Raw genomic sequence first — 17426 nt, 5'->3', positions numbered from 1 at the left:
TTAGAGACAAGGATTTGATTCAATCAAATCCTGAACGGCTCTAGCGCTGGCAGACAGGACAAAAAAACGTGGAGCGTCCTGCCTGCACGATCCTTTCGATCGTTCCCCCGCATCCCGGGCGCGGGCAGGGATCGCCCTCGTGCCCATAGACGGCAAAGGAATGCTGGAAATAGCCCGGCTGTCCGTCCGCCTTTGCAAAATCTTTCAGCGTGGATCCGCCCGCCGCGATCGCCGCCTCCAGCACCTGCCGGATCGCTGCCACCAGCCTTTCGATTTCGCGCTCAGTCAGCGTCCCGGCGGCCCGTCGCGGATCGATCCGGCTCATATGCAGCGCCTCGCACACATAGATATTGCCAAGCCCGGCGATCACCCGTTGGTCGAGCAGCACCGTCTTGATCGGTCCCTTCCTTGCCTTCAGCCGCCCGGCCAGATAGGGCGCGCTCAGATCGTTGCCCAGCGGCTCGGGCCCGAGCGGGTCGGTAAAAGGGTTGGCGGCGCCCGGCGCGAACAGATCCATGAACCCGAACCGGCGCGGATCGCTATAGGATAGTCTCACGCGCCCGCGCGCGGGATGGATCAGGTTGGCCACAACATGGACATGCTTGCCGCTGGAATCGCCTGGGTTGAGACGGCTCGCCTCATTAACTCCCTGGTCGGCGACAAGAAACGCCCCCGTCATTCCCAGATGAGACAGCCACACCCCGCCGCCCGAGAGCGTTGCGACCAGATATTTGGCCCGCCGCCCCAGATGGGTGATCCTCTGTCCTTCGAGCCCGGAAACGAACCCGTCGGGAAATGGAAACCGCAGGTCTGAACGGTTGAGCGTGACCCTCTCGAACAGCGCGCCCTCGATGTAGGGAGCCAGTCCGCGCCGGACGGTTTCAACTTCGGGCAATTCGGGCATGAATTTCACTCAAGTCCATACATTTTGCCGCCATTGTTTGCGACGATTTCGCCAAAGCTCTACACCTTGCGTTATCGATCGGCCAAGCCCATAACCGGGCTGTCAGCCAAGCAGAGAGGCGCGAGATGACCGACAACGCTCAGACCACCCACTTCGGAACGCGCACCGTCCCGCTGGGCGAAAAGCAGGGCCTGGTCAACGACGTTTTCCACAAGGTCGCCTCGCGCTACGACCTGATGAACGATCTGATGAGCGGCGGAATTCATAGAGTCTGGAAGGACTTGATGGTCGCTCGCCTCGCCCCGCCCCGCTCCGGGTCACGCGATTACAAAGTGCTCGACATGGCCGGCGGCACCGGCGATGTGGCGATGCGTATCCTCAATGCCAGCCACGGCTACGCAAACGTAACGGTCTCCGACATCAACGCCGACATGCTCGCCGTCGGCGCCGAACGCGCCAAATCCTGGCGCTATCCGGCCAATGTCGATTTCGTGGAGGCCAATGCTGAAGAATTGCCGTTTGAAAACAACAGCTTCGATGCCTACACAATCGCCTTCGGCATCCGCAACGTCCCCCGTATCGACGAGGCCCTTTCCGAAGCGCACCGCGTTCTCAAACGCGGCGGCCGGCTCCTGGTGCTCGAATTTTCAAAGGTCGACGTTCCGGTTCTCGACAAGATTTACGATCTGTTCTCCGATCATCTCATACCGCCCATGGGCAGGATGGTCACGGGCGATGCCCAGCCCTACCAGTACCTTGTTGAATCCATTCGCAATTTCCCCGAACCTGCTGCCTTTTCGACCATGATCGAAACCGCCGGTTTCAAGCGCGTCACCCACACCGCCCTTTCGGGCAATATCGCCGCCCTGCACGGGGGCTGGAAACTCTGATCATGGGGCTTGGCACCTATCTCAGGCTCGCACGGGCCGGCTTCGTTCTGGCCCGAGAGGGGGCGTTCTCGCTCGCCGAGGGCCATCCCATTCCGCCTTCGGCCAAGCTGCTTGTCGGCATGGCCCGGCTGATCGAGAAGCGCGACGTGCGCAAGACCGGCCGTGTCACCCGGCTGGCTAACGCCCTGACCCGCCTCGGTCCGGTCTACGTAAAGCTCGGCCAGGTCCTCGCCACGCGCCGCGACATCATCGGCTTTGAAATCGCGTCCGATCTCGCCGCATTGCAGGACGCGCTTCCCCCGTTCGATGAAAAGCTCGTCCCAGGCCTTCTGGCCGAAGCGCTGGGCGAAAAGGCCAAAGCGCTCAAGGATATTTCACCGCCCCTCGCCGCCGCCTCGATCGCCCAGGTCCACAAGGCCCGCCTGCAAACGCCGCAGGGCGAGCGCATGGTGGCAGTCAAGCTCCTGCGCCCCAATATCCGCGAGCGCTTCGCCCGCGATCTCGATGGGCTCTATGCCCTGGCCGGGGTTGCCGAACGCTTCATGCCCGCCACGCGGCGCTTCAATGGCAGGAAGGTCGTCGACGCTCTGGCCCGCTCGGCCATGCTCGAGATGGATCTGCGTATGGAAGCGGCAGCCATGTCCGAGCTTGCCGACAATCTCGGCGATGACGGTGACTTCGCCGTCCCCGACGTGTTCTGGGAGCAGACCGGGCGCTCGGTCCTCACCACCGGCTGGATCGATGCGGTTCCCATCCGGGAGGTCGAAAAAATCCAGGCCGCCGGCATGGACCGCAAAAAGCTTGCCGCCGGCCTCATCCAGAGTTTTCTGCGCCAGGCCATCCGCGACGGATTTTTCCACGCCGACATGCATCCCGGCAATCTGTTCGCCGACCCCAGGACCGGCGGCATCGTCGCCGTCGATTTCGGTATCATGGGCCGCATCGGCAAGCGCGAGCAGCGGTTCCTGGCCGAGATTCTTTATGGCTTTATCACCCGCGATTACTATCGCGTGGCCGAACTCCACATCGATATCGGCTATGTGCCCGAAACCCACACAATCGACGATTTCGCCCAGGCCATCCGCGCCATCGGCGAGCCGCTGGTCGGGCGCGGGGCCGATGAGATTTCCATGGCGCGTGTTCTCGCCCAACTCATCGAAGTGACCGAACTTTTCGACATGACTGCCCGCCCCGAACTCGTCCTGTTGCAAAAAAACATGGTTCTGGCCGAAGGCACTGCCCGCCTGCTCGATCCGCAGTTCAACATGTGGACCGCCGCCGAGCCTGTGGTGTCCGAATGGGTGCGCCGCACGGTCGGGCCGCAGGGCAAGCTCGACATCGCCAGGGAAGCCATCGACGAGGCGCTCGATCTTGCCAGGCGCCTGCCCGATCTGGGCCGCCGCGCCGAACGCGTCCTCACCCGGCTCGAAGCCGATCAATTGCGCCAGGACAGAAAGGACCCGTTGATCGAAACCCTCAAATGGGGGAGCCTTGCCGTGATCGTTCTGGCGGGCATCAGCCTGATCGTCCATCTGGGAGGCGCGCTGTGAGTGTAGCCGGCAAGCATATCCTCTTGATCATTTCGGGCGGCATTGCCGCCTATAAGGCAATCACGCTGATCCGCCTGATCCAGAAAGCGGGCGGCACGGTGCAGGTCATCCTCACCGAAGGGGCAAAACAGTTCGTTTCGCCCCTGACCATTTCAACGCTGTGCGGCCGCCCGGCCCTGTCCGACCTTTTCGATCTGACCCGCGAGGCCGAGATCGGTCATATCGAATTGTCCCGCTCGGCCGATCTGGTCGTGGTCGCCCCGGCCACCGCCAATATCCTGGCGCGCATGGCCAACGGGTTGGCCGACGATCTGGCCACCACATGCCTTCTGGCCACCATCACTCCCGTGCTCGCCGCTCCGGCCATGAACGTACGCATGTGGGAGGCCCCGTCCACCCGCCGCAACATCGAGACCCTGCGCCGCGATGGCATTGCTTTTGTCGGCCCGGACGAGGGTGACATGGCCTGTGGTGAATTCGGCTCGGGCCGCATGGCCGAACCTGAAGCCATTCTCGCCGCCATCGCCGATCACTTCGCCCATGGCAAAGGACCGCGCCCCCTCGAGGGCAAAACGATCGTCGTCACCTCCGGCCCCACCCGCGAGCCGATCGATCCGGTCCGCTACATCTCCAACGCCTCTTCGGGCCGGCAGGGCACGGCGATCGCCGAGGCGTTGGTCGCAAAGGGCGCCATCGTCAAATTCGTCACCGGTCCGGCCGAATTTGCAAAGCCGAAAGGCTGCGAAATCATCCTGGTGGAAACCGCCGTCGAAATGGAAGCAGCCGTCTCTGCCGCCCTGCCCGCCGATGCCGCGATCTTTACGGCAGCCGTTGCCGATTGGCGCATCTCCGAGCCATCGGGCGCCAAGCTCAAGAAGGACGCTGCGGGCACCGCGCCCGAACTCGATTTCGTCGCCAATCCCGATATTCTGGCTACGGTTTCCCATCTTCCGGCTGGTGAGCGCCCCAATCTGGTCATCGGCTTTGCCGCCGAAACGGGAAATCTTGAAACCCACGCACGCAACAAGCTGGCGCGCAAGGGCTGCGACTGGCTTCTCGCCAATGATGTAAGCCCGGGAACCGGCATTTTCGGCGGCGCCGATACCCGCATTCTGTTTCTCGATGGCACCGGCACCGATGATTGGGGCCCGCAAACGAAAACCGCGGTGGCCGAGAAACTGGCCGACCGGATCGCGGAACATTTTGCCATCGGTTCGTGAGCCATTCGTCTTGCAAAATCTGGTTGTTTCCGACCACAGTGCGCCAGAGTTTTGAGGAAGGGATGCCCCCAATGACCATGACCACGATGACCCGGCTGGCTGGCGCCAGCGGTCTGGCCCTGCTGCTCACCGCATGCATGGACGTTTCGATGACCGTCGACGTGCAAAGCGAAACCGAGGCCGAGGCCACCATGGTCACATCCATGGCCGCCGATATGGTCGAGATGATGAATGCCCAGGTTGAGGCTGGCGACGACGAATTCTGCGCCGAGGGCGAATTGATCGAAAATGGCGACATGATCGACTGCGTCGTTATTGAATCCGGCCCCTTCGACGAGCTCGATTTCGACGACGAAGAAGGCGAAGGCCCGGTGATTGAGGCCATTGGCGGCGGTCAGGTGCGTGTCACGTTCCCCACGGGCGATCTTGCCGCTTCGCTCGATGAAAGCATGGGCGAGGAACAGGACCCCCAGATGCAGGCAATGATCACCTCGATGTTTGAGGGCCGCGCCATAACCCTTTCGGTGACCGGTGGCCCCATCGTGGACACCAATATGGAAATTTCGGCCGATGGCATGTCGGCAAGCTATGAAATTCCCTTCGTCGATCTGTTCGCCGCGACCCTCGACATGCCCGAGGAAATCTACGCAGTCGTACAGAAATAGGCCATGGCAGTCGGGTTTAAATGGCTTGAGCACGGGCGGGGCCTGCCCCTGCCCAAACGTCAGAGCAAAGCCGCATCGGGCTACGATCTTGCCGCCGCGGTGGCGGAGGGCGAAACCCTTGTCATCGCACCCGGTGCCTTTGCGCTCGTGCCGTGCGGGTTCGCGCTTGCCCTGCCGGTCGGCTACGAGGCTCAGATCCGGCCGCGCTCTGGTCTTGCCGCAAGGCTCGGTGTTACGGTGCTCAATGCGCCCGGCACGGTCGATGCCGACTATCGCGGGGAGGTCAAGGCCATCCTCGTCAATCACGGCACCAACCCGTTCGAAATCCGGCGTGGCGACAGGATTGCCCAGATGGTGATCGCCGCCGTGCCCGATATCGCGCTTTTGGAAGTGGACGAACTCGAGGAGACCGAACGTGGCACTGGTGGATTTGGCTCGACGGGCACCTAGAGCGTTTCCAGAAAAAGCATGTCCTCGACCCCGATCGGGGATGGGAACCGCTTTTTCGGTTCGGAAGCGCGACCACTTGAAATGGCTTGGCCTTGCCCTCGTTTTTGGAGCAGCCGTGCCCGCTTTCGCGGGCGACAGCGCCCAGTTCGATGCCATCGGCTATTCCGAGGACGGGCGTTATTTCGCCTTCGAGCAATTCGGTATCCAGGATGGCTCGGGCTTTGCCTATGCGGAAATTTTCCTGATCGATCTTTCAACCGATAGCTTTGTCGGCGGCGCGCCTTTCGATGTCCGCATCGATACCGAAATGACCCCGGTCGCCGAGGCCCGCGCCCAAGCATATGCCGAGGCTGCCGGAACTCTGTCCGAATTTGGCATCTCGCGTCCCGCTCTTCCCATCGCCCTGCGCGGCGATGGCGAACTGGAAGACGACGGCCTTTCGATCGCCTACGGCATCCCCAGCTACGGCCTTGCCGAAATCTCGGGCGAATACGCGCTCAACCTTGAGATTTTCAAGGCTCCGTCGAACCAGGATTGCGATTTCTTCGAAGGCAGCCCGATGGGCGTTGCCGTGATGCGCCAGATCGATGGCATCACCGAGGAAATATACCGTGACACAAGCGTGCCAGCCTCGCGTCACTGCGTCATCACCTACAAATTCTACGGAATCTTCAACCCGTTCAATTCCTGGGACAACGCATCGTCGGTCGCCGTCCTTTCGGTCTGGTCTCACGGATTCGAGGGTCCCGACCGGCGCTTCATCGCCCTGCCCGTTGGGGACGCTGAATAGGGTGGCGCTCACCCCCGCCCAATCGGCCCGCTATGCCCGCCATATCGTCCTCAAGGACATGGGTGGGGCCGGCCAGCAGCGGCTCAGCGCAGGGCACGTGGCCGTCATCGGTGCCGGCGGGCTGGGCGTGCCGGCCATCGCCTATCTCGCCGGAGCCGGGATCGGCAGGCTCACCATCATCGATCCCGATAGTGTCTCGCTCTCCAACCTCGCCCGGCAGGTGATCTATACCGATGCCGATCTGGACAAACCCAAGGCCGAGGCGGCGGCGCGTTTTGCGGCGCGGCTCAATCCCGAGATCGCGCCATCGGCTCATGTGACGAGCCTGGCGCCAGACAATGCAGGGACCTTGTTGTCCGGCGTCGATCTGGTTGTGGAGGGAACCGACAATTTCGCCGCCAAGCGCGCGGTGGCCAAAGCCTGCGCCGATCTCAAAGTCCCGCTCGTCACCGGCGCTCTCGGCCCGTTCGACGGCTCGGTGACCGTCCTTGCGCCCTACGCAACGCGCGAGGATGGCAGCCACTGGCCGGACTTTGCGGCCCTTTATCCCGTCGATCCCACCCCCGAGGACAGCCCGCCCTGCGAGCTTGTCGGCGTTCTCAACGTTCTGCCGGGAATCGTGGGCGCCATGATGGCCAACGAGGCCATCAAATACCTCGCCGGCTTTGGCGAACCGCTTCTGGGAAAGCTCTTGATCTACTCGGCCCGCACGGGCGAGAGCCGGATGATGCGGTATCGCTGACGGACCACAACCTATTGGCTGAGAAAATCCCCGGCTGGACGAGCACGGCGAGGACCTCGGCGAACTTTTTCGCCGCCCCGCCGGAGGGCCAGCGAAGGTCATAGGGCGGTCTTAGCCCGTCATGACGTTCGCGGTGCGGCCCGCGAGGTAGAATCAAGCATCCATATGCTTGAACACCAGCGTGGCATTCGTTCCGCCGAACCCAAAACTGTTCGACAACACAACGCCCAGATCCACATTATCGCGGCGCTGGCGCAGGATTGGCATGTCTTCAAATTCTGGATCGAGGGTTTCGATATTGGCGCTCTCGCAGATGAAGCGGTGCTGCATCATCAGAAGCGAATAGATACACTCCTGCACGCCCGTTGCGCCGAGCGAATGCCCGGTGAGCGACTTGGTGGCCGATAGCGGCGGGCACTTGTCCTCATTGCCGAACACTTCGCGCAGCGCCTCGATTTCCTTGCGGTCGCCCACAGGGGTCGAAGTGGCATGCGGGTTGATATAGTCGATGGGGGCCTTGACCGTCTCGAGCGCCATCCGCATGCAGCGCACCGCGCCTTCGCCCGAAGGCGCAACCATGTCGTAGCCATCCGAAGTCGCGCCATAGCCGATCAATTCGGCGATGATATTGGCCCCGCGCGCCTTGGCGTGTTCGTATTCCTCGAGCACCAGAACCCCGGCGCCGCCGGCAATCACAAACCCGTCGCGATTGGCGTCATAGGCGCGCGATGCCTTTTCCGGGGTGTCGTTGAAGTCCGAGCTCATGGCGCCCATGGCGTCGAACAAGTTCGACATCGACCAGTCGAGATCCTCGTGGCCGCCGGCAAAAACGATATCCTGCTTGCCCAGCTGGATCTGTTCATAGGCATTGCCGATGCAATGCTTTGACGTCGCGCAGGCCGAAGAGATCGAATAATTGACGCCCAGAATGCCGTAGGCGGTGGCGAGCGTCGCCGATGCTGTGGAACTCATGGCCTTGGGAACGGCCAAAGGCCCAATGCGCTTGGGGCTCTTTTTTTCCCGCGTAACGTCGGCAGCTTCCACCACGGCGCGGGTCGACGGCCCGCCCGATCCCATAACGATCCCTGTGCGCGGGTTCTTGACGTCCTTTTCCTCGAGCCCGGCCATTTCGATGGCCTGCTGCATGGCGATATAGTTCCAGGCAGCGCCCTTGGCCATGAAGCGCGTCGTGCGCCGGTCGAGCACCTCGAATGGATCGAGCGTGGGTGCGCCATGCACCTGGCAGCGAAAGCCCAGATCGACATAATCCTGCGCCCGGGAAATCCCCGGCCGCGCATGTTTAAGGCTGTCGAGCACCTCGTCGAGAGTGTTTCCGATCGAGGAGACGATCCCCATGCCGGTGACCACAACGCGCTTCATTTATGCCCCTTGGTCTTTCTTGTCAGACGTAAAGTTCGGCCCAAAATTTACAGGGCGCCCATGTCCGTAAAAAGGCCGACCCGCAAATCCTTGGCCTCATATATGGTCTTTCCGTCGGCTTTCACATAGCCGTCGGCAATTCCCAGTGTCAGCCGCGAGCGCATGACGCGCTTGATGTCGATACCATATTCGACCAGTTTGACATCATTTGTAACCTGGCCGGTGAACTTGATCTCCCCGGCCAATGCGCGACCGCGCCCGGGCGATCCGCCCCAGCCGAGAAAAAACCCGGTCATCTGCCACAGCGCATCGAGCCCCAGGCAACCCGGCATTACGGGGTCGCCATGGAAATGGCAGGCAAAGAACCAGAGGTCGGGCGTAACGTCCAGCTCGGCCCGCACCTGTCCCTTGCCGTGGGGGCCGCCATCGTCGTCGATCCGCGTGATGCGGTCGAACATGAGCATGGGTGGGAGCGGCAATTGCGCGTTTCCCGGTCCAAAAAGCTCACCGCGCCCACAGGCCAGCAACTGGTCGTAATCGTAAGAATGGGCGCGTTCTGCCATGGACTCCCCGCAAATCTGGAAAAAACTGTGTAGAGGGCAATCGCTAGGAGGGTCAATAGACCATTTGCCCGAGGCGGGGTTTAGAGTGTTTCCGGGCAGATAACGCTAGGCCATCTGCGCTTTCTTCTGCCGGCGCCGGATCACCGAGGAGGCAATGCCCATGCCCTCGCGATATTTGGCGACGGTCCGGCGGGCCACGTCGATCCCCTGTTCGCGCTTGAGCACATCGGCAATCGTGTCGTCCGAAAGGATCACCTCGGGCTGTTCCGCGTCGATCAACTGGCGGATGCGGTGGCGAACGGCCTCTGCCGAATGGTCATCCCCGCCCGACGAGGAATTGAGCGCGGTGGTGAAGAAATATTTCATCTCGAACAGCCCGCGCGGCGTGGCGATGTATTTGTTCGCCGTTACCCGCGATACCGTCGATTCGTGCATCTCGATCTCGGTGGCCACGGCCTTGAGCGTCATGGGCCGCAGATGGGAAACCCCGTGGCGCAGAAATCCATCCTGCTGTTTGACGATTTCGGTGGCGACTTTGAGGATGGTCTGGGCGCGCTGGTCCAGGCTCTTTGTCAGCCAGTTCGCCGTGTTGAGACAATCGACAAGGAAGGTTTTTTCCTCAGCGTCGCGGGTCTTTTTGGAAATCGAGGCGTAATAGACCCGGTTGACCAGAACCCGGGGCAAGACCTCGGAATTGAGTTCGACCTGCCATCCGCCGTCATTGCCGCGCTTGACGAAAACATCGGGCACCACCGACTGCACCGGCGTAAAATCGAACGCCCGGCCCGGCCGCGGATCGAGTTCGCGCAATTCGGCAAGCATGTCGAGGATGTCTTCGCGGTCCGCCCCGATCTTCTTTCCAAGCAGCGCCAGATCGTGGCTTGCCACAAGATCGAGATGAGCCAGCAACCCCGCCATCATGGGGTCCAGCCTGTCCTTTTCGGCCAGCTGGATGGAAAGGCATTCGGCGAGCGAGCGCGCGAAAACGCCAAGCGGTTCACAGCCCTGCACCCTGCCCAGCACGGCTCTTACGGTGTCGATATCGGCCCCCAGCTGTTCGGCGATCTGGTCGATCTCGGCCATCAGATAACCGCGCTCGTCAAGATTATCGATAAGACTGCGCGCGATCAGCCGCTCGGCTGGGTCTTTGAGGATCAGATTGACCTGATCGGCCAGATGGTCGGCCAGCGAGATCTGGGCGGAGACATATTGGTCGATATCGGGCGCCTCGCTCCCTAGCGCGCCGCCCTTTCCCTCGGGCCATGAGCTCGATTGGCTCAACGAATCCTGCCCCGATTGCTCGGGAAAGACGTTGGAGACGTCGGTATCGAAACTGTCGGCAATGGTCGTGGCGCTGCCCAGATGGTCGGAATGATCGACAACGTCGCGATAGGGATCGATTTCCTCGGCCCGCTCGCGCTCCATTGGCGTATCGCCATCGGACGCGTCGGTGCTTTCGAGCAGCGGATTGCGCATCAACTCGGCCTCGACGAAAGCGCCAAGCTCGACATGGCTCAGCTGCAAGAGCCGGATCGACGCCATCAATTGCGGCGTCAGCGTCAATGTCTGGGTTTGCCGGACATCCAGCCGTGGCGAAAGCGCCATGCCTAAAGAGCTCCCACTCGATTCCCCCGGGGTCGCAATGTCCTTATCGCTTGCGACGAGGCGAACCTAGCGGCTTTGTGAAAGCCCTTCAAGGCATCCATACAATTTCCGTGCCAACTATTCGGCAGTCTAAAGTTTGAAGCTCTCGCCAAGATAAACCCGCCTGGCGTCCGGATCGGCCATGATGGTTTCGGGCCGGCCCTGGATCATCACTTTGCCGCCATGAATCAGATAGGCCCTGTCCACCAGCCCGAACGTTTCGCGCACCTGATGGTCGGTGATCAAAACCCCGATGCCGCGCTGGGTGAGCTGGCGCACCAGCCCCTGGATATCGGCCACCGCGATCGGATCGACCCCGGCGAACGGCTCGTCGAGCAGCATGAACTTGGGGTCCGCCGCCAGCGCGCGGGCGATCTCGACCCGCCGCCGCTCGCCACCCGAGAGCGCCAGCGCATCGGCATCGCGCAGGTGGGAAACCGAGAACTCGTCGAGCAATTCGTCGAGCCGCGCATGGCGCTCTTTTCTGTCCTTGATATGCCCTTCGAGCACGGCCAGTACATTGTCTTTGACCGAAAGCCCACGAAAGATCGAGGCTTCCTGGGGCAGATACCCGATGCCCAGCCGCCCGCGCTGATAAAGCGGCAGATGGGTGATCGAGAGCCCGTCGAGCAGCACCTCTCCGCCATCGGGCCGCACCAGCCCCATGATCATCGTGAAAACTGTGGTCTTGCCCGCCCCGTTGGGCCCGAGCAGGCCCACCGCCTCGCCGCGCCGTACAGCGATCGAAACGTCGCGCACCACTGCGCGCTTTTTAAAACTCTTGGCAAGACCGTGGGCGACGAGCCAGCCGGTCTGGTCGATAGCGGCCATCAGCCCCCCGGCGTAAAGGTGCTGGTGACGCGCCCGCCGCCGCTCTCGGAGCTGAACGATGAGGTGCCGGCCCGCGTGTCGATCACCAGCCGGTCGGCGTTGACGGTGCCGCTGGCGTTGACCACGACCACCGAGCCGGCAAAGCTGAGCACCCGGTCGCCGAAATCATAATCGGCGGTGTCGGCCTCCACGGTCTGATCGTCGAACGCCATTTTCACCCGCCCGCCCGATGCCGAGAAGCTTTCAAGGTCCGAGGGCCCGCCTTCGCCGTATAGGGTTTTGACCTGAGGCGCTTCGAGCCGCATCGTGCCCTGGGTGATCACCACATTGCCCGTAAACAACGCCGTGCTCTCGTTTTCGAGCACTTCAAGACTGTCGGCGGTCACATTGACCTGCTCGTCGGCCTCGGCGGCCAATCCCCCGAACCCGGCGGGATCGCTCGCCGTGCTCTGGGCGAAAGCCGGTCCGGCAACAAGGGCGAAACATGCGATCAGCACTCTAAGGCGCATCATTGTTGGTCTCCGCAGCAAAAGGGTCCCGCGCCTCTCCGGCGTCCGATTGTGGCACCATGTCGAGGGTAACGCCACTAAACTGCCAGCGCGCCGCCTCAAGATCATGCTCCATTGTATCGGCATAAAGTTGTGCCCCCGTATCGAAGGCAAAGCGCACCGGCCCGTCCGATGTAAGGACCTGTGCGGGCCAGTCGACCTCGACGCCGGCCAGTACCCCGCTTGCGCCGGTCGAGTCCGATACCGTCACGTCTTCGTTGGACGCCAGATATTGGGTGCTCATCGTCCATTCGGCCGAGGCAAATTCGATATGGGCCCGATAGCCTTCATCGTCGGCGATATCGACGGAAAGCTCGTAAAGATCGGCCGTATCGAGATTGCCGACTCTCGATTCCGCCCGCGCCGCCTCCAGCGCGTAATTGGAACCGGTTGCCGTGCGGCCCTCGAAGCGTGGCCCGTCGATGACCAGCGTGTCGTTCTCCAGCCTTATGCCCTCGATCGGCACGATATCGCCGACCATGCTGGCCGCGATCTGGAATGCAGGGACCGACAAAACCAGTATCCCGGCGACCGGAACCACCCAGCGCAACACTGCGATTCGCCGGTTGTGGGCGATTGACCATCGATAGGTCTCGTGTCTGACGCTGGCCGAGGGCGCGATCATTGTCTGGCCCTAGCTGTGGGCGAAAATGTCGGTCTCGGGCCAGCCGGCGAGATCGAGTTGGGCCCGCGTGGGCAGGAAGTCGAAACAGGCTTTCGCCATCTCGGCCCGCCCCTCGCGGGCCAGCATCCTGTCGAGATGCCGGCGCAGATCGTGCAGATAGAGCACGTCCGACGCCGCGTAGTCGAGCTGGGCCTGGCTCAGGGTTTCCGCGCCCCAATCGGATGATTGCTGCTGCTTGCTCATGTCGACGCCCAAAAGCTCACGGGAAAGATCTTTCAGGCCGTGCCGGTCCGTATAAGTGCGCACGAGTTTCGAGGCGATCTTTGTGCAATAGACCGGCGCGGTCATCACCCCGAACGCGGCAAACAACGCCGCCATGTCGAAGCGGGCGAAATGAAACAGTTTTGTCTTGGTCTCGTCGGTCAGAAGCGCCGCAAGATTGGGCGCCTCGGTCTGTCCGGGCAGGATCTGAACGACATCCGCGGTGCCGTCACCAGGCGAAAGCTGCACGACGCACAACCTGTCGCGCGCGGGATTAAGGCCCATCGTCTCGGTATCGATAGCCACCTGCCGTCCGGTGTAGCGGGAAAGGTCGGGCAGATCGCCCTTGTGCAGTCGAACGCTCATGTCGTCTCATAACTCCGGGAGAGGCAAAGGTTTCCCTAGATGCCACACCGCACGGCGTTTTGCCTAGAGCGCGTCCGGCAAAAGCATGTCCTCGGCCCGATCGGGGATCGAAACGGTTTTTCGGTTCGGACGCGCGACGAAACAAGGACTTGGATCAAACCCGCGATTGAAAGACCCGAAGGGCCGCGCAAGCGAAAAGCGGATTTGATCTGGACCTTGCAGCTGGCAGCATGGCTGCGACCAATCGCGCCCGCTCCCTTAATCGACAGGAAGAGGCATCCAAAACCGGGTTCTTGGGAAAATTCAGGTAAATCCGAAAGGATTGGTGCCCAGAAGAAGAATGTGCAGTTGAAGGACTAACTGCCCTGTTTCTAAGGGCTTTGCGGATGTTGGTCAACATTTTGTGGCACAGTGGTGTGGCGCAATCGAATCAATTTAATCTCAGCCTGCGTTGGAGCCGCGACTCTCAATTTCCTCCAGCATCAGCAGTCCGATTTTCTCCACAGTTGCGAAGTCTGCTAGCAGTTGAGCATGAAAGACCATCGACTTTTTGGTAGTGCTCAGAGAGTGGAAAATCTGAGGCCGGAAGGTCTTAAGCGCCTCTTGTGCGGCCTCGTGCTCATCCATCGCGTCCCAGTCCTGGGCCGTCAGTGCATCTCCTATTGCCGCGCCATGGTCGTGGTAGGTGGCGGCGTCCGCTTCAAGCACTGAGTAGGGCGGGATGTAGAGGGGGATACGGTGAGCCAAGGCGTGGCGGTAGTCGTCAACATAGTCAAACCATTCGATGAGTGCCGAAAGCTCGGCCTGAAAGTTCTCCGAGAGGCTGGATACTACCTCAGTGTTCGACGGCCTGAGACCTATATGGCTTGCGGGTAGGTCCGCGCCGTTCGCCTTCTTGATGCCCGCCTCTTTGACCCACAGCCAAGCTAGATTGTCTAGGCAGCCGTAAACGTGAACTAGAGCATTCTGGATGAAGGCGCTTGCATCAGCCAATTGCGCCTTGTTCGGAATCCCCTCAAGGTCCGGTGGCAGAACCTCGAATAGCCGGTCCACTGCATGGTGGAGAGAAGCTAACCGCCGCGCAAATCCATGTCTCGCATACTCGGTCGCCTCCGGGCTGCTCAGAGGCAGCATTATGTATTTCTCCATGAGGGTACGATAGCGCCCCGAAAGACCATCCCTTGCGGCTTTGAATTCGTCCAACTGCTGCGCGGTGAAGTACACGGCGTCTCACCTCGGTTTGTGCTATTGATCCACGAATGTTTGGCACACTGGGTTTCGGGGGGACAGCTTTATGTCAGAGTTGGGGGACTGGATTGTCGGTGGTCTGATGATATTCGGGATTGCGTTGGGGGCCTTGGTCGTTGGTTGGCCTCGAAGGTTCACGACCACACGTCCATTACTTTTCGTGGGCATGGTGTCCGCAACACTGCTGGTCTTGATCGCGCTGCTCACGCCCCCGATGTGAAGACGCGACCTTCCCTAGTCACTTCATCTGACAGATCAGTTCCAGGCTATCCCCATCCCCCGGAGACCACCGTGTGAACTGTGATGGTGACAAACCCCAAGCCGACCAAAAGCCCGTACTTGTGGAGCGGCCCAATGGCCCCTGTCTGGTCGTCCATCATGTTCCCCACCACGTGACCGCCAAAGACGACTGCGAAGCCGACCAACGGGCACTGGATCAGCAAGAATAGCGCTAAATCTAACATCGTTGCATTCTCCCTATAGACATTTTCATGAATTAACTTACATTCAGTTAATTAACTGCATATCGGTTTACAACTGTTGAGGGTGGAATGTCGAATAGTATGTCGGCCTTGAGGCGGCTTATCCGGGCCAATCTTCTGTTCATCGATCATCAGCGTGAGATCAACGCAGCCCTGATGAACACATTCCTAGGGGTCGCAACGTATTGCAATGACCCTGACATCAAAGACCCTCTGTCCATCAAAGAACTCGCCAAGCGTTTGGACCTAGCGCCCTCCACGGTGTCACGCCACTTGCGCTATCTCGGGCACTGGCAACGCAAAGGCGTCCCCGGCATGGGCTTGGTGGAGACGATGCGGTCACCTCACGATGACAGGGCAAAGCACGTCCGGCTGACCCCTGAAGGAGAGGCCCTGTTGGTTCGGTTGATGCGTATCCTCGACTAGCGTTGGATAGGAAAAACCCCCAAGGCAGGGTGAACCTTGAGGGTCTTGTTGGTATCGCGAATGCTGATGGTGGCTCTAAAGTCCCCCTCCCTCCAGGCGCTTCTTTAATTTCGATATGGTGACTTTGGAGACAGTCGTTGTCCTGGGCTTTCCGTCCTTGCCCAGTACCTGTTTGCCGCGTTTGAGGACTGGCCGCTCGTAAATCCGCTGTATGTCCTTCCAAGGCGTCCCTTGGGCAAGAAGCCTCATAATGTCGCGGTTTCGTTCCTCGTCCTCTCGCCTTCCCCTGTATTGCCCAGCCTTCTTGGCTTTCTCAATGCCCTCTGCTTGGCGTCTACGGCGGTCGTCATAGTCCTTGCGGGCTACGGCTGCCAACACGTCCAGCATCATGCCATTGATGGAGTCAAATATCCTAGCCGTGACCTCATCACTGTTGGAGGTGGTGAATTGGTGGGAGGTAGGGAGGTCCAGCGCCACCACCTTTACCTTACGGTTGCGTATTTCCGCCTTGAGGGCCTCCCAGTCTTCGGCATTGAGACGCGTGAGGCGGTCCACTTGCTCCACAAGCAAAATGTCCCCTGGCTTGCAGTCGTCTAGCAGCCGTCTCAATTCTGGCCTAGCCGCCCAATCCGTCGCTCCGCTCTCGTTCTCGGTATAGGTGGAGGCAATGGTGAGGCTGTGGGCTTGGGCGAACTGCTCTAGTGCAGCCTTGGCGCGAGTGGCGTCCTGCTCGTCTGTGGAGGCCCTGAGGTATGCCCTAACAAACATGGTCCATCTCCGCCTCGCGTTGTGCCCGCCAAGCGTCAAACCTCATGCGCTCCTTTGAAAGGGCATCAAGCCGCTCAGTGTAAGGGAGCCGCGCAATGTCAGAAGTGATGCAGAGGCTATCCGTTGTTATCTCTGACCGGGTTTCCTCATCCGCACCTTGGAGCCATTCGCATAGCGTTCCACCGTGGAGCATGTACTCTACGAAGGACCCTTCTTGTTCTGGCTCCAGGTATCTTTCGGCAAACTCAATCGCCTCCGCCATGCTGGTAGGGGCTATGCCTGATAGGCGCTTCTGCTTTGGGAACATGCTGTTGCCCTCCAAGTCGAAAACAAATTGATGATGGGCGGGAGGCAGGAACAGGCCCACCTCCCTATCTCCCTCAAGCGGCCTTGTAGGTGCGGCTGGCGTCAACCCTGAAAGGCCCCATAAAGAAGTTCCAATTGCGGCATTTGTCCCCGCTGACTAACTCTGCCTGGTCCCAGACTTCCAGGCCCCAGTCGTAATGCCGCCACTCAGACAGACGACATGTCCGCTCAAAGATGAAATCCAGGCGGAGCGGGCGGCCAAGGATGTTGGCAATGTTCTCAAGTGCAATAAGCATATTGGTTCTCCATTAGCTGTGGTTGACCTAGCGTTTGTCCAGCTAGGATGGGTACACTATAAAGGTACATTTTAAATGGTCAAGCTGTTTTTTGGACCCCGCAAATGGAAGGCACAAATAGCCCATACCCTTTTTGGACACTGGTGCGAGATTGGGACACCTGGCCCTATAACTTATAGAACCTACCCAGCGTGGCGGACGTGCTAAGGGAGCTAGGCTTTGATGGGGAGAAGGGGCATGGGGTCTATGCGTCTATGGGCCAGGCCAGCCGAGTAATTTTTGCGACCGCACCACCCCCACCGGGGGGAAACGCAAACGTTCCCGTGTATATACTAGACTTCACGTGATCGACCCTAAAAGCTGGTCCGGGAGATTCGGGGGTGAAGAGAGTGGGCATCCCTGAAGTCTTCCGCCTGGGTTTCCTTGTCCTCTGGGCCTCAACGGACGGAGAACGGCGGGAACGGTAGTCCG

19 protein-coding genes are annotated in these 17426 nt (G+C 60.6%); 8 read left to right on the top strand and 11 right to left on the bottom strand.

Features of this window, described 5'->3' with window-relative positions; all coding sequences use genetic code 11:
* Nucleotides 1-40: 40 nt before the first annotated feature.
* A complete protein-coding gene (gene mutM, locus ACP148_RS16345; protein WP_421951895.1) occupies nt 41-904 on the bottom strand; it encodes a bifunctional DNA-formamidopyrimidine glycosylase/DNA-(apurinic or apyrimidinic site) lyase in 864 nt (287 codons plus the stop codon).
* A gap of 125 nt (nt 905-1029) precedes the next feature.
* Here mutM and ubiE point away from each other — a divergent pair, with 125 nt between their 5' ends.
* The 7 genes from ubiE to ACP148_RS16310 all read left to right on the top strand — a co-directional run bounded on the left by ubiE (nt 1030) and on the right by ACP148_RS16310 (nt 7211).
* Entirely contained in the window at nt 1030-1794 is a 765-nt protein-coding gene (ubiE, locus tag ACP148_RS16340) for a bifunctional demethylmenaquinone methyltransferase/2-methoxy-6-polyprenyl-1,4-benzoquinol methylase UbiE (protein ID WP_421951894.1), read from the top strand.
* A gap of 2 nt (nt 1795-1796) precedes the next feature.
* Nucleotides 1797-3344 (top strand): 2-polyprenylphenol 6-hydroxylase, encoded by a 1548-nt coding sequence (gene ubiB / locus ACP148_RS16335; protein WP_421951893.1) that lies wholly within the window; start codon nt 1797-1799, stop codon nt 3342-3344.
* Nucleotides 3341-4564 carry a bifunctional phosphopantothenoylcysteine decarboxylase/phosphopantothenate--cysteine ligase CoaBC gene (gene coaBC / locus ACP148_RS16330; RefSeq protein WP_421951892.1) on the top strand — a complete coding sequence of 408 codons (1224 nt, stop codon included), beginning with the start codon at nt 3341-3343 and terminating at the stop codon, nt 4562-4564. The genes ubiB and coaBC overlap by 4 nt, the downstream gene beginning before the upstream one ends.
* A 71-nt stretch (nt 4565-4635) precedes the next feature.
* A complete protein-coding gene (locus ACP148_RS16325) occupies nt 4636-5229 on the top strand; it encodes a hypothetical protein (protein WP_421951891.1) in 594 nt (197 codons plus the stop codon).
* Between the two features lie 3 nt (nt 5230-5232).
* The gene (dut, locus tag ACP148_RS16320) at nt 5233-5679 is read left to right on the top strand and encodes a dUTP diphosphatase (RefSeq protein ID WP_421951890.1); all 447 of its coding nucleotides are present in this window, start codon (nt 5233-5235) and stop codon (nt 5677-5679) included.
* A 115-nt stretch (nt 5680-5794) separates the two neighbouring features.
* Nucleotides 5795-6469 (top strand): DUF2259 domain-containing protein, encoded by a 675-nt coding sequence (locus ACP148_RS16315; protein WP_421951889.1) that lies wholly within the window; start codon nt 5795-5797, stop codon nt 6467-6469.
* A gap of 1 nt (nt 6470) precedes the next feature.
* Entirely contained in the window at nt 6471-7211 is a 741-nt protein-coding gene (locus ACP148_RS16310) for a HesA/MoeB/ThiF family protein (RefSeq protein ID WP_421951888.1), read from the top strand.
* A gap of 153 nt (nt 7212-7364) precedes the next feature.
* On the opposite strand, the gene fabB is transcribed toward ACP148_RS16310, so the two are convergent.
* The 8 genes from fabB to ACP148_RS16270 all read right to left on the bottom strand — a co-directional run bounded on the left by fabB (nt 7365) and on the right by ACP148_RS16270 (nt 14653).
* Entirely contained in the window at nt 7365-8591 is a 1227-nt protein-coding gene (fabB, locus tag ACP148_RS16305; RefSeq protein WP_421951887.1) for a beta-ketoacyl-ACP synthase I, read from the bottom strand.
* A gap of 47 nt (nt 8592-8638) precedes the next feature.
* On the bottom strand, nt 8639-9154 hold the full coding sequence (gene fabA, locus ACP148_RS16300) for a 3-hydroxyacyl-[acyl-carrier-protein] dehydratase FabA (protein WP_264225846.1): 516 nt from the start codon (nt 9152-9154) through the stop codon (nt 8639-8641).
* A gap of 105 nt (nt 9155-9259) precedes the next feature.
* Complete coding sequence (gene rpoN / locus ACP148_RS16295) at nt 9260-10759, bottom strand: RNA polymerase factor sigma-54 (protein ID WP_421951886.1); 1500 nt, start codon at nt 10757-10759, stop codon at nt 9260-9262.
* Nucleotides 10760-10888: 129 nt separating this feature from the next.
* Nucleotides 10889-11629 carry an LPS export ABC transporter ATP-binding protein gene (gene lptB, locus ACP148_RS16290; protein ID WP_421951885.1) on the bottom strand — a complete coding sequence of 247 codons (741 nt, stop codon included), beginning with the start codon at nt 11627-11629 and terminating at the stop codon, nt 10889-10891.
* The gene (locus ACP148_RS16285) at nt 11629-12141 is read right to left on the bottom strand and encodes an LptA/OstA family protein (protein ID WP_421951884.1); all 513 of its coding nucleotides are present in this window, start codon (nt 12139-12141) and stop codon (nt 11629-11631) included. Before ACP148_RS16285 ends, lptB begins: the two co-directional genes overlap by 1 nt.
* Entirely contained in the window at nt 12128-12802 is a 675-nt protein-coding gene (locus tag ACP148_RS16280; protein ID WP_421951927.1) for a hypothetical protein, read from the bottom strand. Before ACP148_RS16280 ends, ACP148_RS16285 begins: the two co-directional genes overlap by 14 nt.
* Nucleotides 12803-12811: 9 nt before the next feature.
* Complete coding sequence (locus tag ACP148_RS16275) at nt 12812-13429, bottom strand: ribonuclease D (RefSeq protein ID WP_425033578.1); 618 nt, start codon at nt 13427-13429, stop codon at nt 12812-12814.
* A 441-nt stretch (nt 13430-13870) separates the two neighbouring features.
* The gene (locus ACP148_RS16270) at nt 13871-14653 is read right to left on the bottom strand and encodes a hypothetical protein (protein WP_425033577.1); all 783 of its coding nucleotides are present in this window, start codon (nt 14651-14653) and stop codon (nt 13871-13873) included.
* A gap of 575 nt (nt 14654-15228) precedes the next feature.
* On the opposite strand from ACP148_RS16270, the gene ACP148_RS16265 reads away from it, so the two are divergent.
* Nucleotides 15229-15585, top strand: coding sequence for a MarR family winged helix-turn-helix transcriptional regulator (locus ACP148_RS16265; protein ID WP_421951882.1), 357 nt, complete (start codon nt 15229-15231; stop codon nt 15583-15585).
* Between the two features lie 75 nt (nt 15586-15660).
* On the opposite strand, the gene ACP148_RS16260 is transcribed toward ACP148_RS16265, so the two are convergent.
* Both ACP148_RS16260 and ACP148_RS16255 read right to left on the bottom strand, forming a co-directional pair.
* Nucleotides 15661-16353 carry a recombinase family protein gene (locus ACP148_RS16260; protein WP_425033576.1) on the bottom strand — a complete coding sequence of 231 codons (693 nt, stop codon included), beginning with the start codon at nt 16351-16353 and terminating at the stop codon, nt 15661-15663.
* Between the two features lie 380 nt (nt 16354-16733).
* Nucleotides 16734-16955: a hypothetical protein gene (locus ACP148_RS16255; RefSeq protein WP_421952195.1), complete on the bottom strand. Its 222-nt coding sequence runs from the start codon at nt 16953-16955 to the stop codon at nt 16734-16736.
* Nucleotides 16956-17426: the final 471 nt, after the last annotated feature.

Source organism: Pelagibacterium sp. (assembly GCF_965249125.1).
In the GTDB taxonomy this organism is placed as follows: domain Bacteria; phylum Pseudomonadota; class Alphaproteobacteria; order Rhizobiales; family Devosiaceae; genus Pelagibacterium.
This window is presented reverse-complemented; position numbering and strand designations above follow the sequence as displayed.

Coding starts and splice junctions, on each gene's coding strand:
- mutM (WP_421951895.1), bottom strand. CDS start 904: ATGCCCGAATTGCCCGAAGTTGAAACCGTCCGGCGCGGACTGGCTCCC.
- ubiE (WP_421951894.1), top strand. CDS start 1,030: ATGACCGACAACGCTCAGACCACCCACTTCGGAACGCGCACCGTCCCG.
- ubiB (WP_421951893.1), top strand. CDS start 1,797: ATGGGGCTTGGCACCTATCTCAGGCTCGCACGGGCCGGCTTCGTTCTG.
- ACP148_RS16325 (WP_421951891.1), top strand. CDS start 4,636: ATGACCATGACCACGATGACCCGGCTGGCTGGCGCCAGCGGTCTGGCC.
- dut (WP_421951890.1), top strand. CDS start 5,233: ATGGCAGTCGGGTTTAAATGGCTTGAGCACGGGCGGGGCCTGCCCCTG.
- fabB (WP_421951887.1), bottom strand. CDS start 8,591: ATGAAGCGCGTTGTGGTCACCGGCATGGGGATCGTCTCCTCGATCGGA.
- fabA (WP_264225846.1), bottom strand. CDS start 9,154: ATGGCAGAACGCGCCCATTCTTACGATTACGACCAGTTGCTGGCCTGT.
- rpoN (WP_421951886.1), bottom strand. CDS start 10,759: ATGGCGCTTTCGCCACGGCTGGATGTCCGGCAAACCCAGACATTGACG.
- lptB (WP_421951885.1), bottom strand. CDS start 11,629: ATGGCCGCTATCGACCAGACCGGCTGGCTCGTCGCCCACGGTCTTGCC.
- ACP148_RS16285 (WP_421951884.1), bottom strand. CDS start 12,141: ATGATGCGCCTTAGAGTGCTGATCGCATGTTTCGCCCTTGTTGCCGGA.
- ACP148_RS16280 (WP_421951927.1), bottom strand. CDS start 12,802: ATGATCGCGCCCTCGGCCAGCGTCAGACACGAGACCTATCGATGGTCA.
- ACP148_RS16275 (WP_425033578.1), bottom strand. CDS start 13,429: ATGAGCGTTCGACTGCACAAGGGCGATCTGCCCGACCTTTCCCGCTAC.
- ACP148_RS16265 (WP_421951882.1), top strand. CDS start 15,229: ATGTCGAATAGTATGTCGGCCTTGAGGCGGCTTATCCGGGCCAATCTT.
- ACP148_RS16260 (WP_425033576.1), bottom strand. CDS start 16,353: ATGTTTGTTAGGGCATACCTCAGGGCCTCCACAGACGAGCAGGACGCC.
- ACP148_RS16255 (WP_421952195.1), bottom strand. CDS start 16,955: ATGCTTATTGCACTTGAGAACATTGCCAACATCCTTGGCCGCCCGCTC.